Origin of the sequence: Mesorhizobium sp. M5C.F.Cr.IN.023.01.1.1, from assembly GCF_003997585.1 — a bacterium.
Classification (GTDB): Bacteria; Pseudomonadota; Alphaproteobacteria; order Rhizobiales; family Rhizobiaceae; genus Mesorhizobium; species Mesorhizobium wenxiniae.
This window is the reverse complement of sequence record NZ_RZSU01000107.1, coordinates 1-19,929: the sequence shown is the minus strand read 5'-3', so window position 1 is coordinate 19,929 and position 19,929 is coordinate 1. Positions and strand designations below refer to the sequence as shown.

Annotated in this window: 21 protein-coding genes; 8 read left to right on the top strand and 13 right to left on the bottom strand. The window is 63.0% G+C overall.

The genetic code is table 11. The features are described 5' to 3' along the window. A partial coding sequence (locus EOA78_RS29105) for a zinc-binding dehydrogenase (protein WP_164783983.1) occupies nt 1-473 on the top strand: 473 nt, incomplete at its 5' end. 62 nt (nt 474-535) lie between these two features. Here the strand turns inward: EOA78_RS29105 and EOA78_RS29100 are convergent. After that, complete coding sequence (locus tag EOA78_RS29100) at nt 536-1,645, bottom strand: TRAP transporter substrate-binding protein (RefSeq protein WP_127318478.1); 1,110 nt, start codon at nt 1,643-1,645, stop codon at nt 536-538. A gap of 288 nt (nt 1,646-1,933) precedes the next feature. Between EOA78_RS29100 and EOA78_RS29095 the strand changes: the two genes are divergently transcribed. After that, on the top strand, nt 1,934-2,707 hold the full coding sequence (locus EOA78_RS29095) for a gamma-glutamyl-gamma-aminobutyrate hydrolase family protein (RefSeq protein ID WP_127318476.1): 774 nt from the start codon (nt 1,934-1,936) through the stop codon (nt 2,705-2,707). 21 nt (nt 2,708-2,728) lie between these two features. Here the strand turns inward: EOA78_RS29095 and EOA78_RS29090 are convergent, their stop codons facing one another. The 5 genes from EOA78_RS29090 to EOA78_RS29070 all read right to left on the bottom strand — a co-directional run bounded on the left by EOA78_RS29090 (nt 2,729) and on the right by EOA78_RS29070 (nt 6,788). Further along, nucleotides 2,729-3,127 (bottom strand): hypothetical protein, encoded by a 399-nt coding sequence (locus EOA78_RS29090; RefSeq protein ID WP_127318474.1) that lies wholly within the window; start codon nt 3,125-3,127, stop codon nt 2,729-2,731. 83 nt (nt 3,128-3,210) lie between these two features. After that, on the bottom strand, nt 3,211-4,194 hold the full coding sequence (locus tag EOA78_RS29085) for a 2-hydroxyacid dehydrogenase (protein ID WP_127318472.1): 984 nt from the start codon (nt 4,192-4,194) through the stop codon (nt 3,211-3,213). Continuing rightward, nucleotides 4,191-5,213 (bottom strand): LacI family DNA-binding transcriptional regulator, encoded by a 1,023-nt coding sequence (locus tag EOA78_RS29080; RefSeq protein WP_127318480.1) that lies wholly within the window; start codon nt 5,211-5,213, stop codon nt 4,191-4,193. Before EOA78_RS29080 ends, EOA78_RS29085 begins: the two co-directional genes overlap by 4 nt. A gap of 123 nt (nt 5,214-5,336) precedes the next feature. Next, on the bottom strand, nt 5,337-6,221 hold the full coding sequence (locus EOA78_RS29075) for a DMT family transporter (RefSeq protein WP_164783982.1): 885 nt from the start codon (nt 6,219-6,221) through the stop codon (nt 5,337-5,339). Between the two features lie 159 nt (nt 6,222-6,380). Continuing rightward, the gene (locus EOA78_RS29070) at nt 6,381-6,788 is read right to left on the bottom strand and encodes a DUF2000 family protein (protein ID WP_065006085.1); all 408 of its coding nucleotides are present in this window, start codon (nt 6,786-6,788) and stop codon (nt 6,381-6,383) included. A gap of 35 nt (nt 6,789-6,823) precedes the next feature. On the opposite strand from EOA78_RS29070, the gene EOA78_RS29065 reads away from it, so the two are divergent. Then, the gene (locus tag EOA78_RS29065) at nt 6,824-7,702 is read left to right on the top strand and encodes an AraC family transcriptional regulator (protein ID WP_127318468.1); all 879 of its coding nucleotides are present in this window, start codon (nt 6,824-6,826) and stop codon (nt 7,700-7,702) included. Nucleotides 7,703-7,718: 16 nt separating this feature from the next. Here EOA78_RS29065 and EOA78_RS29060 read toward each other — a convergent pair whose 3' ends face one another. Both EOA78_RS29060 and EOA78_RS29055 read right to left on the bottom strand, forming a co-directional pair. After that, the gene (locus EOA78_RS29060; protein ID WP_036267548.1) at nt 7,719-8,189 is read right to left on the bottom strand and encodes a MarR family winged helix-turn-helix transcriptional regulator; all 471 of its coding nucleotides are present in this window, start codon (nt 8,187-8,189) and stop codon (nt 7,719-7,721) included. Between the two features lie 219 nt (nt 8,190-8,408). After that, nucleotides 8,409-9,134, bottom strand: coding sequence for an intradiol ring-cleavage dioxygenase (locus EOA78_RS29055; protein ID WP_127318466.1), 726 nt, complete (start codon nt 9,132-9,134; stop codon nt 8,409-8,411). A 197-nt stretch (nt 9,135-9,331) separates the two neighbouring features. On the opposite strand from EOA78_RS29055, the gene EOA78_RS29050 reads away from it, so the two are divergent. Beyond that, a complete protein-coding gene (locus EOA78_RS29050; RefSeq protein ID WP_127318464.1) occupies nt 9,332-10,393 on the top strand; it encodes a GTP-binding protein in 1,062 nt (353 codons plus the stop codon). 260 nt (nt 10,394-10,653) lie between these two features. Then, nucleotides 10,654-11,628 carry a WD40 repeat domain-containing protein gene (locus EOA78_RS29040; RefSeq protein WP_127318460.1) on the top strand — a complete coding sequence of 325 codons (975 nt, stop codon included), beginning with the start codon at nt 10,654-10,656 and terminating at the stop codon, nt 11,626-11,628. Between the two features lie 11 nt (nt 11,629-11,639). Here EOA78_RS29040 and EOA78_RS29035 read toward each other — a convergent pair whose 3' ends face one another. Next, a complete protein-coding gene (locus EOA78_RS29035; RefSeq protein ID WP_127318458.1) occupies nt 11,640-12,092 on the bottom strand; it encodes a hypothetical protein in 453 nt (150 codons plus the stop codon). 167 nt (nt 12,093-12,259) lie between these two features. Here EOA78_RS29035 and EOA78_RS29030 point away from each other — a divergent pair, with 167 nt between their 5' ends. The 3 genes from EOA78_RS29030 (at nt 12,260) to EOA78_RS29020 (ending at nt 15,888) form a co-directional block, all read left to right on the top strand. Further along, nucleotides 12,260-13,642 (top strand): aspartate aminotransferase family protein, encoded by a 1,383-nt coding sequence (locus tag EOA78_RS29030; RefSeq protein WP_127318456.1) that lies wholly within the window; start codon nt 12,260-12,262, stop codon nt 13,640-13,642. Nucleotides 13,643-13,691: 49 nt separating this feature from the next. Then, nucleotides 13,692-15,077, top strand: a complete 1,386-nt coding sequence (locus tag EOA78_RS29025; protein ID WP_127318454.1) for a glutamine synthetase family protein — start codon at nt 13,692-13,694, stop codon at nt 15,075-15,077. 70 nt (nt 15,078-15,147) lie between these two features. Next, nucleotides 15,148-15,888 (top strand): UdgX family uracil-DNA binding protein, encoded by a 741-nt coding sequence (locus tag EOA78_RS29020; protein ID WP_281034076.1) that lies wholly within the window; start codon nt 15,148-15,150, stop codon nt 15,886-15,888. Nucleotides 15,889-15,890: 2 nt separating this feature from the next. Here the strand turns inward: EOA78_RS29020 and EOA78_RS29015 are convergent, their stop codons facing one another. From EOA78_RS29015 to EOA78_RS29000, 4 genes are all read right to left on the bottom strand, one after another. Continuing rightward, nucleotides 15,891-17,156, bottom strand: coding sequence for a glycerate kinase (locus EOA78_RS29015; protein WP_127318450.1), 1,266 nt, complete (start codon nt 17,154-17,156; stop codon nt 15,891-15,893). Next, nucleotides 17,153-17,656: a heme-degrading domain-containing protein gene (locus EOA78_RS29010; protein WP_127318448.1), complete on the bottom strand. Its 504-nt coding sequence runs from the start codon at nt 17,654-17,656 to the stop codon at nt 17,153-17,155. The genes EOA78_RS29015 and EOA78_RS29010 overlap by 4 nt, the downstream gene beginning before the upstream one ends. 70 nt (nt 17,657-17,726) lie before the next feature. Continuing rightward, on the bottom strand, nt 17,727-19,040 hold the full coding sequence (gene guaD, locus EOA78_RS29005; protein WP_127318446.1) for a guanine deaminase: 1,314 nt from the start codon (nt 19,038-19,040) through the stop codon (nt 17,727-17,729). Between the two features lie 2 nt (nt 19,041-19,042). Beyond that, nucleotides 19,043-19,929: urate hydroxylase PuuD (locus EOA78_RS29000; RefSeq protein WP_127318444.1), on the bottom strand; the 887-nt coding region annotated here is incomplete at its 5' end.

Below are 19,929 nucleotides of genomic sequence, written 5' to 3'. Positions count from 1 at the left end.
CGACGACAATCATCCTGTCGACGCGCCAGGCCTCGCGGCGTGCCCTCGCCGAAGTATTGGGCGCAACGGCGACGGTCGACCCAAGCGCTTGCGATATCATCGGCACGGTCGTCGGTGCGTCGGGCCTGATGCCAGGCGGTGTCGATGTGGTGTTCGAATGTGCTGGCGTAAGAGAGACAGTCGAGCAATCGATGCGGCTGGCCAAAGCCGGCGGTACGGTTGTCATCGTCGGCGTGATGCCTCAAGGCATGAAAGCCGAGTTCGAACCTTTCGACCTGTTGTTCCGGGAATTGAGGGTCCTGGGCTCGTTTCTCAATCCGTTTACGCATCGCCGGGCCGCCGATCTCATCGCCTCGGGTGGGATCGAGGTCGACAAGCTCATCTCACGGCAGGTGACGCTTGAGGAGGCGGCTGCGGTGATCGCCAATCCGCCTGCGCCAGGCGAAGTCAAGGTGCTGGTTGTGCCGCGCTGATCCGGCAAATCGAAGTGTAACGGCGCCACGCGTCCGAAGAGCGCGTGGCGCCGTAACTGTTGTCAGAGCTTGCCGGTGCGCTGCTGGACCATCATGAAGGTGTCGTAATTGTACTCGGCCACCTGCGCCCAGAGATAGTGCTCCTTGCGGAACGCCTTGATCGAGTCCCAGATCTTCTTGAACGGCGCGTTCGAGGCTTCCATCTCGGCATAAACCTCGTTTGCCTTTTCGAAGCAGGCTGCCAAGATTTCCGGGCTGAACGGGCGCAATTTGGCGCCCCCGGACACCAGCCGCCTCACGGCCGCCGGATTCAGAAGGTCGTATTTCTGCAGCATGTTGGCGTCGGCGGCCTGCGCGGCGGTGTGCACCAGCGCCTTATAGGCCGGTGAAAGCTCTTCGTATTTCGCCTTGTTGAACATCAGATGGACGGTCGGCCCGCCTTCCCACCAGCCGGGATAATAATAATTGGGCGCGACCTTGTAGAATCCGAGCTTCTCATCGTCATAAGGGCCGACCCACTCGGCCGCGTCTATGGTGCCTTTTTCCAGCGCCGGATAGATGTCGCCGCCGGCGATCTGCTGCGGCACCACGCCGAGCCTTTCCACCACTTTGCCGGCAAAGCCACCGATGCGCATCTTGAGGCCCGAAAGGTCGGCGACGGTGTTGATCTCCTTGCGGAACCAGCCGCCCATCTGCACGCCGGTATTGCCGCCCGGCAAGCCAAAAAGGCCCTGCGTGGCGAGAAACTCGTTGAACAGGTCGATGCCGCCGCCGTGGTAATGCCAGGCATTGATGCCGCGCGCGTTGAGCGAGAACGGAACGGCAGCGCCCAGCGCCCATGTCGGGTCCTTGCCCCAATAATAATATGCCACCGTGTGGCAGGCCTCGACAGTGCCGGCGGTGGTGGCGTCCGCGGCCTGCAGGCCGGGCACGAGTTCACCTGCGGCGAAGACCTGGACCTGAAAGTTGCCGTCGGTTGCCTCCGCAAGCATCTTGGAAAAGACCTCGGCGCCGCCGTAGATCGTGTCGAGAGATTTCGGGAAGGACGACGCCAGGCGCCATGTCACTTTCGGATTGGATTGGGCGATAGCCGGCGCGGCAAGGGCTGCTGTAGCCGCCGCGGCGCCCACACCGGTCGCGCCGGCCTTGCGGATGAATGATCGACGATCCATGAAGTCCTCCCTATTGGATCAATAGACCGATGTTCGGGAAATGCTCTGTGCCCCGGATCGGCTTCGCGGCAGACAATACACGGGCAAGAAGTCGAGTCCAGCCATGGCAGCCGGTTTGCCGGCGGCGTTTCCGCGAAATTCGCGGCGCGAACGCACCTCTTGCAACTTAAGTCTAACGCCGTTTCCGTGGACCATGCGACATGCCGAACTTGTCATGGCAAAGCGCCTTCGGATCGCCTATTTTAAAGGCAGAATATGTCCCTGCACTGAATGGAACCCGGATCAAAAATGCAGCAGCCGCTCGTCGCCATATCGACCGACGTCCGCCAGTTCGATAACTACACCTGGCATGCCGTTCCGCAGCAATATCTGGAGGCGGCGCTTTCGGGCGCCGGCGTATTCCCGGTGCTGGTGCCGTCCTTCGGCGACCGGCTCGATTTCGACGAACTCCTGTCATCGGTCGACGGCGTCATGGTCACCGGTTCGAAGTCCAATGTGCATCCCTCGCTCTATGGCGGCGATGCCAGCGAGGCCAATGGTCCCTACGATCCTGCCCGCGACGCGACGACGCTGCCGTTGATCCGCAAGGCAGTGGAGCGCGGCGTGCCGCTGCTCGCCATCTGCCGCGGCATCCAGGAAATGAATGTGGCGCTCGGCGGCACGCTGGCCACAGAGATTCAGGAGCGCGAGGGATCTCTGGACCATCGCTCTCCGGCGAGCGACAATCAGGACGAACGCTTCGCCATACGCCAGTCCATTTCGATCAAGCCTGGGACCTGCCTCGCCGGCGTCTTCGGGGCGGGCGACATCATGGTCAATTCGGTGCACCGCCAGGCCATCGACCGGCTCGGCCCGAAGCTGCAGATAGAGGCGGTCGCCACTGACGGCACGGTCGAGGCGGTTTCGGTGCGGGACGCCCGTGCTTTCGCCGTCGGCGTCCAGTGGCATCCCGAATACTGGGTCAAGTCGGACAGCGTCTCGGCAAGGATATTCCGCGCCTTCGGCGACGCGGTGCGCCTGCACGCCGCAGCGAAATCCGGCACGCGAGCCGCCGCGGAATAGTTCAGCGGTCGGACGTCAACATCAATCGCGGCCGGCCGCCAGCGACAGCAGCGGCAGGGCTGGAGCGTAGGATTCATAACCGTCGCCGTCGGCGACGCCGAAAGTGACGATCGGGTCGATGCCGTTCGCGCTGAAGGTGACCGTGCCGTCATCCTGCTCACGCCAGAATTTCGCGCGCTCGATGCCGGGCAAGACCCGGCGGCAATTCGCAGTGACCGTCAACAGCGACAGGCCATTCGAAACCTCAGGGCCGCGCTTGAGCGCGCAGGAGGCTTCGTCGCCATTGGCCACCAGCCTGTAGTCGTCGGGCGACGGCGTTGGCTCATCGGCGGCTGTGCGGCCTTCGCCGCTGCCGCCGTGAAACAGGTGAACGCTGCCGAACAGCGCGGCCACCGCCATCAATGCAGCAAGTGCTTTCATCTGCGTTCTCCGCGTGTCTGGCGATAGATCAAGAATGATTTCAAAGCGTTAAGCCGTAGTTAACAAATAGGAAAGCGTGCTGCTCAGCTGCGCGCCTTGACCTTTTCCGTTTCCGGCACCGGCGTCAGCGCCCTCCCTTCTGAAAACCAGGAAATCAGATTGTCGACGCACAGATCGGCCATGGCGCGGCGGGTATGTTCCGAAGCCGAGCCGACATGCGGCAAAAGCGAGGTGTTGGGAGCGGCGAGCAGCGCCGGCGGCACGTTCGGCTCATCGGCGAAGACGTCGAGCCCGGCAGCTGCGATGGTGCCATTGGCCAGGGCTGCGGCAAGAGCTGTCTCGTCCACCGTGCTGCCGCGACCGATGTTGACGAAGACGCCATCCGGGCCAAGCACCGACAGGATCTCGGCGTTGACCGCCTTTTCCGTCGAGGCGCCGCCGGGCGCCACCGAGATCAGCGTATCGACCGCCTCGGCAAGGCCTTTCAGCGTGCCGTGGTATTCGTAGGCCAGGCCCTCGACGCGGCGCCGATTGTGATAGGCGATCGGCAGCCCAAAGGCCTCCAGCCGGCGCGCAATGGCAAGGCCGATGCGGCCCATGCCGAAAATACCGACACGACGGCCGCGCAAGGTCAGCCGGCTTAGCGGATAATTGCCGTTGCGTGCCCAACTGCCGTCGCGCAGCCAGGTCTCGGCGCGCGGCAGATCGCGGATGGTGTTGATCAAAAGCCCGATCGCCGTGTCGGCGACCTCTTCGGTCAGTACGTCAGGCGTGTTGGTGACCATGACACCGCGCTGTGCGGCGTGACGGGCATCGACCGAATCATAGCCGACGCCGAAATTGGCGATGATCTCGAGGTTCGGCAGCGCGTCGATGAGGGCTGCGTTGATCCCGCCAAAGGCGGCAATGCCGCGCACGGTCTTGCGCATCTCGTCGGTGACCAGCGACGCTTCAGGCCGTTCGATCCAGACGCAGCTGAACGTCCGGTCGATGCGGCCGACCGCGTGGTCGTTGAATTGGCCCGGCACCAGAATGGCGACTGCTTGCTGCTGTTCGGCTTTTGTCATGCACGCTCCACCGGTTTGCCGGTCGACTGGCGCACATGCAGTTCCGGCTTGATCAGTTCCTGCGACGGCCGCACCATCTGCCCATTGAGCTTGTCGAGCAGCGCGCTGGCTGCGCGGCGGCCAACTTCACGCTGGCCGTTCCACACGGTGGTCAGCGCCGGCGTCGCGATCGCCGCCTCCTCGAGATCGTCATAGCCGGTGACGGAGATGTCAATGCCCGGCACCAGCCCGGCGCGTGCAATACCGTTCATCAGGCCGATGGCGACGAGGTCGTTCCAGCAGCAGGCGGCGGTCGGCTTGTCCTTCAGCGCAAGGAACTGCCCGGCGGCCTCGAAGCCGGCCTGCTTGGTGCGCGGACCGGCGATGCGCCAGGACGGCCTGACCTCCAGCCCGGCCGCCTCCATAGCATTGACATAGCCCTGGTAGCGATCGCGGCCGGTCGAGGTCTGGTCGGTGCCGCCGACCATGGCGATGCGCTTATGGCCGAGCGAGATCAGATGGTTGGTGGCAAGCCCGGTGCCGTAGGCATCGTCGCCGCGAAACACCGGCACGTCGGCGCCTTCGACGGTGCGCGCGATCAGCACCGCGGGCAGGCCGTTTTCCTCGGCCATGAATATGTCTTCGGGCGGCGTGCCGATGGCCGGCGACATGATGACGCCGTCGGCGCCGAGCTGCAAAAGCGTGTCGATGAAGGTGCGCTGCTTTTCGAGCTGGTCGTAATGGTTCGACAGGATGAAGGTCTGCCGGCTGCGATCGAGCTCGCTTTCGATCGAGCGCAGTATCTCGGCGAAGAACGGGTTCATAATGTCGTGAACGACGACGCCGACGATGCCAGAACGCGAGGTGCGCAGGCTGGCGGCACGACGATTATAGATATAGCCGATGGCGCGGGCATGTTCCTTGATGCGGTCCCGGGTGTTTCCGGCAACCAGCGGACTGTCGCGCAGAGCCAGCGAGACCGTGGCCGTGGACACACCGAGCGCATCCGCGATCGTCGAAAGCTTGATCTTCTGTGCCAGCGCCTTGCGCTCCCCCGACGATCTAGAGCTGATCCTCGATCTCCAGCGAAAACCGGATGCCACCTATCGGGATCATGGTCTAAACAGTTTAAACGCGGCCTTATGCCACCCTTCCGGAACAAATCAAAGTTTTTTTGCCAGCGCTTCCACCTCGACGTCGAGCGCGGCTCGGTTGCGCACTAGAAGCCGGTGCTCGCGACGGACGATATAAAGGCCGCTCGCGACGATGACGACCGCGCCGACGAGCGTCCAGCGGTCGGGAAACTGGTTGAAGACAATCCAGCCGGCAATGATCATCCAGATCATCTGTGAATAGGGATAGGGAGCCAATGCCGTGGTGGTGGCAAGACGATAGGCCTGAACCAGGAGCCAGTGGCCGATTGCGCCGAAGACGCCAAGCATCAGCAGGATGAACCAGTGCCAGCCATCCTGCGACAGCGAAAGCGAAAACGGCAGTATCGGCAGGAGAAGTACGGCCGGCGCCAGGGCCGAAAAGAGAATGAGGCTCTCCGAGGTTTCCGTGGCCGACATGCGCCGCGTCATGATGATGTAAAAACAGTTCGACAGCATCGAGCCGAGCGCGAAGAGATGGCCGACGCCAAAGACGCCAACGCCTGGCCGGGTGATGATGAGGACGCCGACGAAGCCGCTCAGGATTGCCAGCCAACGCCGCCAGCCAGCCCATTCACCGAGCAAAGGACCGGCGATTGCTGTGATCACCATCGGCGCGAAGAAATAAATCGAGGTGGTTTCGGCCAGCTGCAGGGTTCGCAGCGCCATAACGTTGCAAATGGTCGATCCGAACAGGAAGGCGCCGCGCAGGATATGCGCCGGCAGATTGTTGGCGCGAAAGCGCGCCGGCTCGCGCCATCCGCGCAGAAAGACACCAACAAGCACGACATGGACGGCGAAGCGAGCCCAGGCGACGATCAGCGCCGAGACGCCGGCCATGACAAGATATTTGCTGCTGGTGTCGAGGAAGGTGAAAAATACATAGACGGAAAGCATGCAGAGGATCGCCGCCGGAGGCGTCGCGCTTTCGTCTTGTCTTGGGAGAGCACTCAATTTCAGGCCGGATGGGAAGCAGGGCAGAGCCCTACCTTTGAGGCAATTGTCACCTGCCGGCAAGCCAAAAGAGGCTGGCACAACAACAGCCGACTACGTGCACTAGGGATGCATGCGGGCGCCCCTGGTGATCTTGTCGACGAGCTTCTTTTCGGCACGCACCGCGATGCCGACGACCTTGGCGTCGTCGGGTGCGAATTCGGCAAACACGGCGCGGTTCGCTGCGTCGTGGCCGGTCGAAAACATTTCGTCGACGTAGAGCGAGGTTGTCACACCGCGGTCCAGCGCCCGCCGGTGGATCGCACTGAGCGTCGGGCGATCGGCCGAAAGCACGATGACCGGCTGGATCGAGAGCGGATTGTAGATATTGCCGGCGCGGTCGCGATAGGGCTCGCCGATGATGTCGCTATACTGCGCAACGATACCGCTGGTCAGGAAGGCGGTGACATTGAGCTTTTGCCAGACGGGAAGATCATCCTGCAGCACGATTGCAAATTTCGTGTCGAACATGAGACATTTGCCATTCGAGGTTTGTGAATGAAGCGATGTCACACAGTTTAGATGGCGAGGCCTTTCAGGGTCTTGGACGTTTGTGCGTTGATGCGGCGGAAAACTGCGTCATCTCGGCACCCGATTCCGTTGGCATGGAGCGTATCGAAGCCCGGTTCCACGGCAGCGCCTTCGATCTCCATCGTCACGATACCTATGCGATCGGCGTGACGCTGCATGGCGTCCAGACCTTCCGTTATCGCGGCACGACGCATCACAGCCTGCCCGGCCAGATTATCGTGCTCCATCCCGACGAATTGCACGACGGCGGTGCCGGCACCGAAGAGGGCCTGCATTACAGGATGCTTTATCTGGAGCCGTCCGTCGTGCTGGACTGCCTCGATACGATAGGCGGATCGCTGCCTTTCGTCAGGGATGCCGTGGTGACGGATCCTGTCTTCCGCACGAGGCTGCTTTCGGCGCTGGGGCCGTTGGACCAGAAGCTGGACGATCTCTTTGTCGCCGACTTCATTGCGCAGCTGATGCAAAGCCTGGCACGGCATGCAGGCCTGCCGGCGAAACCGATCCCAAGGACAGCATGGCGCGCAGCCAGCCTGGCGCGCGACTATCTGGAAGAGAATGTTTTCCGTATCGTCCGCTCCGACGAGCTGGAGACGATCACCGGGCTGGATCGCTACGCCCTATCGCGGCATTTCCGTGCTGCCTTCTCCACCAGCCCGCATCGCTTTCTCTTGATGCGCCGGCTTCAACGAGCACGCCGCATGATCGAGGCAAGCGAGCCACTGGCGCAGATCGCGATAGCGGCCGGGTTCAGCGACCAAAGTCATTTCAACAGGCACTTCAAGAAAGCGTTCGGTGTCACGCCGGGCCGCTGGTCGGCATTGGTCCATGGATCGTCAGCAGCCGCTGCCTGATGGCGTCAGCCGCTGATCATTCGTCGGCGTCGATCTCATCATCGACGAGAACCATCTCGCCGTTCGAGAGGTTCGCCTCAACGCGGGCGAGCAGCTTGAACAGCGCCTTCTGGTCCTTTTTATCGAGACCCTTCAGCGCCTGCTTCTCGGTCTTCTTCACCGATTTCTCGATGGCATGAATGATTTCGCGGCCCGTGTCGGTCAGAAAGATATGGGCCTGGCGGGCATCGGCGGAAGAGGCGCGCTTTTCCAGGAAGCCCTGCGCCTGCAGCCGGTTGATGGTCTTGGTGATGGTCGGCGGGCGCACACCGAGGCGACCGGCAAGATTGCCGGGCGTCTGCCCGTCCTCACGGTCGAGCGCGAGCATGATCTGGTCCTGACCGGCATAGAAGCCGTGCCCTAGAAGCCGCGCCGCCAGCGCAGTACGTGCCAGCCGCGCCGCCGAATGCAGCCGGCTCATTGTCGCAGTCTTGTCCGCCTTGGCCATGGTCATCCCTCTTCGGCCGAACCGGTGCGGACAGCATAGAGGCAGCCGCCCGGTTGGCAATCGACGATCGAAAAAGATCCGGCTTTGCAAAACAGCTTTGCCGGCAAGCAATGCGGTGTCCGCCGTGGCTAATGCCAGATGTTTATTTCAGTTAGATGACAAACGACTTTTCAGTAGAGGTGGACGCTTGCAGCAGGAGCACTCCACACACGACGAGACTCAACCATCCTTCACCGCGACGATCATCAAGGCTTGGTAGGCGTCCGCCACCTCGCGCAGCGCGGCCTGCGACAGCGGCCCAGCGCGCCGCGCGATACCGTCCCTGGCATTCGACGTATCGCGCTTGCCGGACCGGTCGGTGTAAGGCGCGACAGTGGTGAATATCTGCTCGCTCAGCCTATCGGGGAAAAACAGCTGGCCGCTCATCACCAAATTATCGTTGGGGAAGACCTTGAAGTGGATGTGGGTGGTGCGGCCGCGATACCAGCCGGGATAGATGGTGGCGAACGAGACGATACCGCTCTCGTCGGTCTTTTGCCAACCGCGCAGAAAACTCTGGCCTGACGTATCGACGTCCTGGCCGTCGCTTTGTCCCGGATAGCCTGAATAGTGCCCTTGCGCGTCGCAATGCCAGATGTCGACACGCGCGCCGGCAAGCGGTCGGCAGGCCGCGTCGACCACCTGCAGCCGCACATTGAGGGCAATGCCCGCTTTGCCTTCGGTGATATCGGCGCGCTGGAGCTTCGGGTCGAAATAGAACGGCCCCTCGGTGGCTTCCGGCGTGATCGCGCAAACGCCGGCACCGCTATCGAACAGGGCAAGCCCGGCATAGGGCGAGGCCTGCTGAGCCAGCGCGATGCCCGGAAGGAAGACACCGCCGCCGGCGCTGACGGCAATGAAGCCGAGCGCCTGACGCCGGCTCAACGGGGACGGTTTGTCGGACATTCGGCCCCTCTTTTGGTTTCTTTCGAGCAAGCTGCCTTGTTCTTATCTAGGCAGTGAGATCCGCCAGCGCCAATGAAAGTTCAGCGATGTTGGGAAAGTCCGGCAATATTGGCGACGTGTTTGGCCCATCGGTTTGCCGCGTGCAAAAGCACGGCGCACATCCTATATGGAGCCAACAATCCTTTTCGAGGCCCAACATGATCGATGCACAGACGACGCAGATCCCCGTAACCGTTCTCACCGGCTATCTCGGCGCCGGCAAGACGACGCTGCTCAACCGCATCCTTTCGGAAAACCACGGCAAGCGCTACGCCGTCATCGTCAATGAGTTCGGCGAGATCGGCATCGACAACGAGCTGATCGTGGAATCCGACGAGGAAATCTACGAGATGAACAATGGCTGCGTCTGCTGCACGGTGCGCGGCGACCTGATCCGCGTCGTCGAGGGCCTGATGCGCCGGCCGGGCCGTTTCGACGCCATCGTGGTGGAGACGACCGGCCTCGCCGATCCGGTGCCTGTGGCGCAGACCTTCTTCATGGACGACGATGTGCGCTCCAAGACCAGGCTCGACGCCGTGGTGGCGCTGGTCGACGCCAAGCATCTGCCGTTGCGGCTGAAGGATTCCCGCGAAGCCGAGGACCAGATCGCCTTTGCCGATGTCGTCGTGCTCAACAAGACCGATCTCGTCACGCCGGAGGAACTGAGCAAGGTCGAGGCGACGATCCGCGCGATTAACCCGGCGGCCCGGATTCATCGCACCACCCGCGCCGGCCTGGCGCTGTCCGAGGTGCTCGACCGTGGCGCCTTCGATCTTTCCCGCGCGCTGGAGAACGATCCGCACTTCCTCGAGGCGCATGACGACCATGATCATCATGACCATGGCGATCACGATCATGATGGGCATCATCACCATGACGGGCATGACCACCATCATCACACGCACCCTTCCGATATCCATGACGTGACGGTGCAATCGGTGTCGCTGCGCGGCGGCGAGATGGACCCGAAGAAATTCTTCCCGTGGATCGAGAAGATCACCCAGATGGAAGGCCCGAACATCCTGCGGCTGAAGGGCATCATCGCGCTCAAGGGCGATGACGAGCGCTACGTCATCCAGGGCGTCCACATGATCATCGAGGGCGACCACCAGCGCGCTTGGAAGGACGGCGAGAAGCACGAGAGCCGGCTGGTGTTCATCGGCCGCGAGCTCGACGCCGAGCGCCTTAAGAAGAGCTTCGACGCCTGCCAGGCCGCTTGATTTCCAGGCCTTATAACGCTAGCGCTGCCGCTTGTTTCCTTCTCCCCTTGCGGGAGAAGGTGGCCGAGCGAAGCTCGGTCGGGTGAGGGGTGTTCCAGCTTGGCAACGACGGCACTCCGTCCAGCACCCCTCAACCGTCTTGGCGCTGCGCGCCAATCCACCTTCTCCCGCAAGGGGAGCAGGAGAGCTGCACCTACCCGCGCTGGCGGCTCCCGGCGGGGGTAGACGACCGGCCGAAATCTCGAATGGAATAGTCTCTCATGCCCACAGTCGCCCCGCTTGATCTCGATGGCCATTGCGTCGCCGCCTTCTTCCTTGGCGACGTACCGCATTTCGCACTGGCCGACGGCACAATCCATCGGCTGGACCATGGCCACAAGGCGGCGCAGGCCAATGACGGGCTGCTCGCCGCCTTCCACGATGCGGCCAACGACCGGCTGATCACCGGCGGCGAGGACGGCAAGATTTTTTCGGTTACCGCCGGTGGCAATGCGGCAGAATTGGCAAGCGCCGGGAAAAAATGGATCACCAGCGTCGCCGCCGGACCACAAGGCGCCGTCGCCTATGCCTCGGGCAAAATCGCCTTTGTGCGCTTTGCCGACGGCAAGACTAAAGAATTCATGCATCCGCGTTCGGTCGAAGGGCTGGCGTTCTCGCCCAAGGGCATGCGCTTCGGCGTCGCCCGCTACAATGGCGCGACGCTGCATTTCCCGGCCGCGGACGGCAAGCCCGTCGAGCTGGAATGGGCCGGCGCCCATACCGGCATCACCTTCTCGCCGGATGGCGCCTTCCTCGTCACCACCATGCAGGAGAACGCCCTGCATGGCTGGAAGCTGGCCGATGGCAAGCACATGCGCATGAGCGGCTATCCCGGCAAAGTCAAAAGCCTGTCGTGGAGCGCCAAGGGAAAATGGCTGGCCAGTTCCGGCGCACCGGCGGCGATCGTCTGGCCGTTTTCGGGCAAGGACGGGCCGATGGGCAAGGCGCCGCTGGAACTCGGCACGCGCGGCAACGCCATGGTGACCTCGGTTGCCTGCCATCCAAGCCAGGATGTCGTCGCCGTCGGCTATGACGACGGAATGGTGATGGTGGTGCGTTTCGCTGACGCCAAGGAAGTGCTTCTGCGCCGACCGGGCAAGGGCGCCATCACCTCGATGATGTGGGACAAGGAGGAACGCCGCGTCGCCTTCGGCAGCGCCGCAGGCGACTGCGGCGTCATCGATATTTCCGCATAACCGGGAGTTCTCTACTCGGCCCCACAGGAGACTTCGCCGGTCAACGCGGCAGGCATGCCATCGCCATCCGTGTCAGCCGTGCCGTCATGGATGGCTAGCGAATAGCGCCCGTCATACGTGCCTTCTTCACTGGACTTGGTCACGATCGTCAGTTCGACAGAGCTGTAGGTGTTTGCGACCTCGTGCTCGCGATAGACGAGCAGCCGCAATTCCTTGCCGTCGAGCCAGTATTGCGTGAGGTTGGAATCCTCGAACACTGTCTTGCGCAAATCGTCGCCGACGGGTCTGCCGAGAATTTCGAGATCGCCGCGAAAATTGAACGTTGGCCCGCCCATGCCTCTGGTGACGCCGGCTTCGACCTGGAATTTCACCGCTGTACCCTCGGCCGAGCACCAGATGCCGCCGGTGGCGAACGCCGAGCCGGCCGACAACAGCAGCGTTGTTACACAGAAGATCGTCCGCATCTTTCTTCCCCCAAGCCACAAACCCCTATCCCCCATTGATGCTGGAGGATGCCCTCAGGTCAAGCGCCAGTCCTCTCCACCGTGCCGCTGAACCAATGCAGGACAGCTGTGCGGCCAATTGCGGTTCCGGACGCCGATTGGCAGAGTGACGTATGAGAGGGGCTTTCATGCATACAATCGACCATTCAAAGACGTCCATCGGCGGCCTTAGCGCCGCCCGCATCGCCGATTTGCGCGAGACCGAAGCAGAAGCCTTCCGAAAGGCGCGGCCGAAATCGGCAGCGAAGGCCGGCAGTGGCCTGCCGGGCTTCTTCGGCGGCGTGCCGATGCACTGGATGAACGACTGGCCGACGCCGTTCCCGATCCTGGTCGACAGCGCCAGAGGCGCCACTATCACCGATATCGACGGCAACCGGCTCGACGATTTCTGCCTCGGCGACACCGGCTCGATGTTCGGCCATTCGCCGCCGCCGGTCGCCCACGCCATCCGCCGGCAGGCCGGACGCGGCCTGACCTTCATGCTGCCTTCGGAAGACGCACTCGCCATCGGCCCGCTGCTGCAACAGCGCTTCGGCCTGCCGTTCTGGCAGATCGCGACGACGGCGACCGATGCCAACCGCTTTGCGCTGCGCGTCGCCCGCGCCATCACCGGTCGGGAAAAGATCCTGGTCTTCAACGGCTGCTATCACGGCTCGGTCGACGAGACGATGGTGCGGCTGGTCGACGGCAGAGCGGTCAATCGGCCGGGACTGGCCGGCGAATTCCGGAACCTGAGCCGGGCAACGGATGTCATCGAGTTCAACGATGTGCCGGCGCTTGAGGCCGTGCTCCGGAATAAGAATATAGCCTGCGTCATCACCGAGCCGGTGCTGACCAATTCCTGCATGGTGCTGCCCGAACCCGGCTTCCACGACGCGCTACGCCGTCTCACCCGCGCAACCGGCGCCCTGCTGCTGATCGACGAGACGCACACGATCTCGACCGGTCCGGGCGGCTACACCAGAAAACACGGCTTGGAGCCGGACCTGTTCGTGCTCGGCAAACCAATCGCCGGTGGCGTGCCGGCCAGCGTGTGGGGGATGAGCGAAGACGTCGCCACCCGCTATACCAACTATATCAGCACCAAGGAACCAGGCTATTCCGGCATGGGTACGACGCTGTCGGCCAATCCGCTGCAGTTCGCGGCAATGCGCGCCACGCTCGAAGAGGTGATGACCGAGGAGAACTACGACCATATGGACCATCTGGCGCGGCGGCTCGACGCAGGGCTGACCGCCGTCATCGACCGTTGCCGCCTGCCCTGGCATGTAGCCCGAGTCGGCGCGCGCGTCGAGTTCATCTGCGCACCTGGCCCGCTGAGGAATGGCGGCGAGGCGGAAACAGCGCACGCGCCGGAGCTCGAAGCGGCTATCCATGTCGCACTGGTCAATCGCGGCGTGCTGATTGCGCCGTTCCACAACATGATGCTGATCTCGCCGGCGACCAGCGCCACCCAGGTCAACCGCCTGATCACCGCCTTCGGCGCGGTTGCGGCAAGGCTCGCGGCATGAGACAAGCTTGCACATGAGAGAAGCGCACAAGCAAATTTTGAACGCCATTATGACATCACCTTCGGGCTCGACGCCTGCCGAGGCGCAGACATTTCTCGACGCCCATCCCGAAATCGAAGCGTTCGACATCGTGCTGACCGACGCCAATGGCGTCGGGCGTGGCAAGATCGTGCGTCGGCACGAATTGAAGAGCATCTTCGAGGGCGGCCGGCACATGCCGATCTCGATCCTCGGTCTCGACATCACCGGCGAGGACGTTCACGAGACCGGGCTGATCTGGGCGACCGGCGACGGCGACCTGCGGGCATGGCCGATCCCCGGCACGCTGGTGCCGCTGTTCGGCACACAGCCGCCGCGCGGCCAGGTGCTGATGGCGATGTATCATCTCGACGGTCAGCCCATGTCTTCCGATCCGCGGCTGGCGCTGGCCCGTCAGGTGGAGATACTGGCGGGCAAGGGCCTGCATCCGGCCGGCGCCTTCGAGCTCGAATTCTTCCTGCTCGCCAACGAGCGCGACGCCGACGGCAAGGTGCAGCCGGCACACGCGGTGCTCGACGGCCGACGCTCGGCCAAGACCGAGGTCTATTCCGTCGACCATCTGCACGGCATGGAGCCACTGTTTTCTGACATCTATGCCGCGGCCAAGGTGCAAGGCATCCCGGCCGAAACTGTCATTTCCGAATATGCGCCCGGCCAGTACGAATTGACACTGAACTACCGCAACGATGTGATCCGGGCGGCCGACGACCTCGTCATGCTGAAGCGGCTGGTGCGGGCACAGGCGCGCCGCCACGGCGTCACCGCTTGCTTCATGGCCAAGCCGATCGAGAAATATGCCGGCTCTGGCATGCATTTCCATGTCTCGCTGCGGGACAAGGCCGGCAAGAACGTCTTCACTGAGGCCAGCGGCGAGACTTGGTCCTTGCCGCTGCTGCGCGGCCTTGGCGGCCTCATCCAGACCATGGCCGAATCGATGCTGGTGTTTGCGCCGCACGCCAATTCATGGCGGCGTTTCGTTTCGCAATCCTATGCGCCGGTGGCGCCGACCTGGGGCGTCAACAACCGCTCGGTGGCGCTGCGCGTGCCGGCGGGTGATGCGAAAAACCGACGCATCGAGCACCGGCCGTCGGGCGTCGACGCCAACCCCTATCTGGTAGCGGCAACTGTGCTGGCCGGCATCACCAAGGGTCTCGACGAAGGCCTCGATCCCGGCCCCGAAACCACCGGCAATGGCTACGAATCGGCAATCACGCGCACGACCATGCCGGTGGACTGGCGCGCCGCGATCGAGGCCGCGCGCGCGTCGACGTTCCTCAAAGGCGCACTGGGCGAAGACCTGCACCGTACATTTGTGGCGATCAAGCAATCCGAATATCTGCGGGTGGCGCGTACGGTCAGCGAGTTGGACTATCATCTTTATCTGCACGAAGTGTAGGGCATCGCGTTCTCGGCCATCCGCCGGTGAAGGCAAGGCGGAGTAATTTCGACGGAACCTTCCGCGGGCTTTGCTCATTGCGTGTCTGATCGCAGCAGCGGACAAGGCCGCATCAGCCATGATCGCCAGGACGCAGACAAATCCCACGCCACACCACGCCAAGGTGCAGGCAAGACGCTGGCCCAAGCCTGAATTGCCTGAGGAGGCGGAAGACGATGGCGCAAGCACCATTCCCGAACTTAGCGAAGTGGCGAAGGCCTGTCGCCGCTGTCCGCTATGGCGCAACGCGACACAGACAGTATTCGGCGAAGGGCCCGACAAGGCCAAGGTGATCTTCGTCGGTGAACAGCCTGGCGACCAGGAGGATCTGGCCGGCAAACCTTTCGTCGGGCCGGCGGGCAAGGTCTTCGATGCCATCCTTGACGATGCCGGCGTCGACCGGCTGAAAGTCTATGTCACCAATGCGGTCAAGCATTTCAAATTCGAGCCGCGCGGCAAGCGGCGCATCCACTCCAAGCCGAATGCCGGCGAGGTGCAGGCCTGCCGCTGGTGGCTCGACAAGGAACTCGATCTCATAAAGCCCAATCTGGCGGTGGCGCTCGGCGCAACGGCGGCGCAGTCGCTGCTCGGCAAGGTCGTGCCGATCATGAAAATGCGCGGCACAGTCGTGCAGCGCGACGATGGCTTGCGCGTGTTCGTCACGATCCACCCGTCTTTCATCTTGCGTATTCGCGAGCCGGCGGACAAACAGGCCGAGCGCGAGCGGTTCCTGCAGGATATGAAGGCGGTAAAAAAGCTGATGGCGGCCTGAACCTATCTGATCAGGATCGCCCTTAGGTCATTGACATTCGTCCCGGTCGGGCCGGGCATAAAAAGATCGCCGACGGCGTTGAATGCCGTCCAGGCATTATTGCCGGCGAGCATGGCCTTAGCATCGACGCCCGTCGCCCGCATCCGCGACACCGTCGAGCCATCGGCGAAGGCGCCGGCATTGTCCTCAGAGCCGTCGATGCCGTCGGTGTCAGCGGCCAGCGCGTGGATGCCATCCATGCCGCTGATGCCCATAGCGAAGGCGAGCAGGAACTCGCTGTTACGGCCGCCCTTGCCTTTTGCTCGCAAAGTCACCGTCGTCTCTCCACCAGACAAGACCAACACGGGCTTTCGGAAGGGCCGGTTGCGCGTCGCGACTTCGCGGGCGATCGCAGCGTGGACACCGCCGACCTCACGTGCCTCGCCCTCGATGGAATCGGAGAGGATGACCGCCTCGATGCCATAGCGCCTGGCTTCGGCTGCAGCCGCTTCCAGCGATACGCCGGCCGAGGCGATCAGATGCACTTCGTTGCGCGAAAAACGCGAATCGTCGGCGCGCGGCGCATCTGCGGCCGGCGAATTAATATGCGCCATCACCGCAGCCGGCAGTTTCATGCCATAGGCGGCGATCGATGCCAGCGCCTTTTGGCGGCTGCCCGAATCGGGAACGGTCGGTCCGGAAGCGACCAGCGCCGGATTGTCGCCCGGAATGTCGGAGATGACCAGCGACATGACCTTGGCCGGATAGGCGGCCGCGGCCAATCTACCGCCCTTGATAGTGGAAACATGCTTGCGGATAGTGTTCATGGCGGCGATCGGCGCGCCGGAGGCGAGCAGCGCCTCGTTGACGGCGATCTCGTCGGCCAGCGTCAGACCTTCCGCGGGCGCCGGCAGCAGCGCCGAGCCCCCGCCGGAAATGAGCGCCACGACCAGATCATCCGCGGTCAGCCCCTGAACTTTTTCGAGCAGCCGGCGCGACGCTTCGAGTCCTGCGACGTCCGGCACCGGATGCGCCGCCTCGATGATCTCGATGCGCTGGCATGCCGCAGCGTAGCCGTAGCGGGTAACGACCAGCCCTTCGATCGGCCCGTCCCACACCTTCTCGAAAGCCGCCGCCATCTGCGCCGAACCCTTGCCGGCACCGACGACGATGGTGCGCCCTTTCGGCCTTGCCGGTAGGTGATCCCTGATGGTCCTCTGGGGATCGGCAGCGGCGACTGCGGCATTGAAGATGGCGGTGAGGAAGGTCTTGGGATCGATCTCGGTCATTTTGCTTCCGGCGCCAGTGCCAGCTCGCACCCGTCGACGCCGAGATGGCTGCACAGCGCATCGACGACGACGCCGTGATCCTCGCGCTCCGGCAGGCCCGAGACCGCAATCACACCGATCACACCGGCGCCCTTGACCGTGACTGGAAAACCGCCGCCGGCCAGCACGTAGTCTGATAGGTCGAGCCCCTCGCCCGGCTTGAAGCTGCGGTCGGGACGCTGCTGCTCCAGCACCATGCGGTAGGTGCTTTTCAGGAACCGCCGCACTACGTTGATCTTGCGCCGCGCCCAATCCGGATTGGAGGCGTTCGAGCCCGGCATTGCCGCGTAGAACAGCGGCCGGTCGAAGGTTCTGATATCGACGATGATCGGCAGATTCTCGGCTAGTGCCCGGTCGCGGATCGCCGAGCCGATCTTGAAGGCGACAGCCTCATCAAAGGCCGGGAAGACAAGCTCGGCTTCCTGTTTCTGGATCAGAGCGATATCGTCCGCAACGGCCATGTCGTTCCCCTGTCAATTCCACGCTTTGACCGATGGTTGCCGTCGGGTCAAGCCAGGACGTGTGGGATAGCTAAACCGCCATATCCGTTTTTGCCGCCCGTCCGGCGACATAAACCTCGCGCACGGCGCGGTCGTCGCCCTGCGTCTGCAGCAGAAACAGTTCCTCCGCCAGCGTGTCCGCCGTCTCCATCCGCAGCCGCATGGCCGGCGTGGCGCGGGCATCGAGGACGATGATGTCGGCATCGCTGCCTTGGTCGAGCGTGCCGACTTTTTCCACGACCGACAGCGCCTCGGCATTGCCGCGGGTGAGCTGGTAGAATGACTGGAACGGGTTGAGCTTCTCGCCGTTCAGCGCGATCACCTTATAACCCTCGTCCATGGTGCGCAGCATCGAGTAATTGGTGCCGCCGCCGACATCGGTTGCGACCGCGATGCGGAGGGCTTTGTCACGCGTGCGGTAGCGCTGGTAGTCGAACAAGCCCGAGCCGAGGAACAGGTTCGAGGTCGGGCAGAACACGGCCACCGAGCCGGTGTCCGAAAGCGCATCCGCCTCGCGTTCCGACAGATGGATGCAGTGGCCGAATAGGCTTTTGCGCCCGAGCAGCCCGTATTGCTCGTAGACATCGGTATAGTCGTGTGCCTGCGGAAAGAGTTGCAGCGTAAAGGCAATCTCGGCGTGGTTTTCCGACAGATGCGTCTGCATGTGCAGATCGGGATATTCGCGGCAGAGTGCGCCCGCCATCTCCAGTTGCTCGGGTGAGGAGGTGATGGCGAAGCGCGGTGTAATGGCATAGTGCTGGCGCCCCTTGCCGTGCCACTCGGCGATCAGCGCCTTGCTGTGGTCATAGGCCGATTGCGGCGTGTCGAGCACGCCCTCCGGCGCGTTGCGATCCATCATCACTTTGCCCGCGATGTTGAGCATGTTGCGGTCATGCGACTCGGCGAAGAACGCTTCGGCCGATTCCCTGTGAACCGAGCAATAGGCGGCGACTGTCGTCGTGCCGTGGCGCACCATCTCGTCGAGGAACAGCCTGGCGATGCGGCGGCCATGCTGGGCGTTCTGGAATTTGGTTTCCTCGGGAAAGGTGTAAGTGTTCAGCCAGTCGAGCAGCTCGGCGCCGTAGGAAGCGATAACCTGCATCTGCGGAAAATGCGCATGCGCGTCAATGAAGCCAGGCAGCAGCAGGTGCGGGCGGTGGTCGATCTTTTTTACGCCTTCATCAGCCTTGTTCTCGACGTCGGCATAGGCGCCTGCGGCAACGATCCTGCCGTCGCGGAGCAGCAGGCCGCCGTCATCCTCGTAGCGCCAGGCGGAATGGTCGTCGACGGTCTCAGGCCAGCGCAGGAAGGACAGCGTGCGGCCGCGCAAGAGTGTGCTGGTCATGCTTATTTCCCTGCCTGCTCGAACCATGCCACCAGCAGCGCGCGCTCCTTGTCGGTGATATGGGTGACGTTGGCGGGTGGCATTGCGTGGCTGCGGCCGGCCTGCAGGTAGATCTCGCGGGCTTGCTCGGCGATACCGGCGTCCGTGTCGAGCATCACACCTTTCGGCGCGTGATAGATGCCCTCGTAGGATGGCTCCCGCGCATGACACATCGAGCAGCGGCCAAGCACCGTGTCGCGCACTGCGGGAAAGTGCGCCGAGGCGACATAGACCTGTGCCGCCGAGGACGCCTTGACTTCGCCGGTCAGCACTTTCGGCACCGTTGACAGCCAGATAATGATGACGAACAGGACGGCGGCAGCCAGCCAGGTCCAGGTCGGGTTACCCTTGCGCGCATGCATGGTGTTGAAATAGTGCCGGATCAGCACGCCGATGGTGAAAACCAGCGAGGCGATCACCCAGTTGAACTCGGTGCCGAACGCCAGCGGGTAGTGGTTCGACAGCATCAGGAACAAAACGGGCAGCGTCAGGTAATTGTTGTGCAGCGAGCGCTGCTTGGCAATCTTTCCGTATTTCGGGTCGGGCTTGCGGCCGGCGATCAGGTCGGCGACGACGATCTTCTGGTTCGGGATGATGACCATGAAGACATTGGCCGACATGATCGTTGCGGTGATAGCGCCAAGATGCAGGAAGGCGGCGCGGCCGGTGAACAGGTGGGTAAGACCCCAGGCGATGAACACCAGCACGCCATAGAGCACCAGCATCAGGCCGGTGTCGCTGTTGCCAAGCGGCGAACGGCATAAGAGATCGTAGACCACCCAGCCGATGCCGATCGTCGCCAGTGACAGCAAGATGCCTGTAGGCACCGACATGGCAAGCACATTGGGAT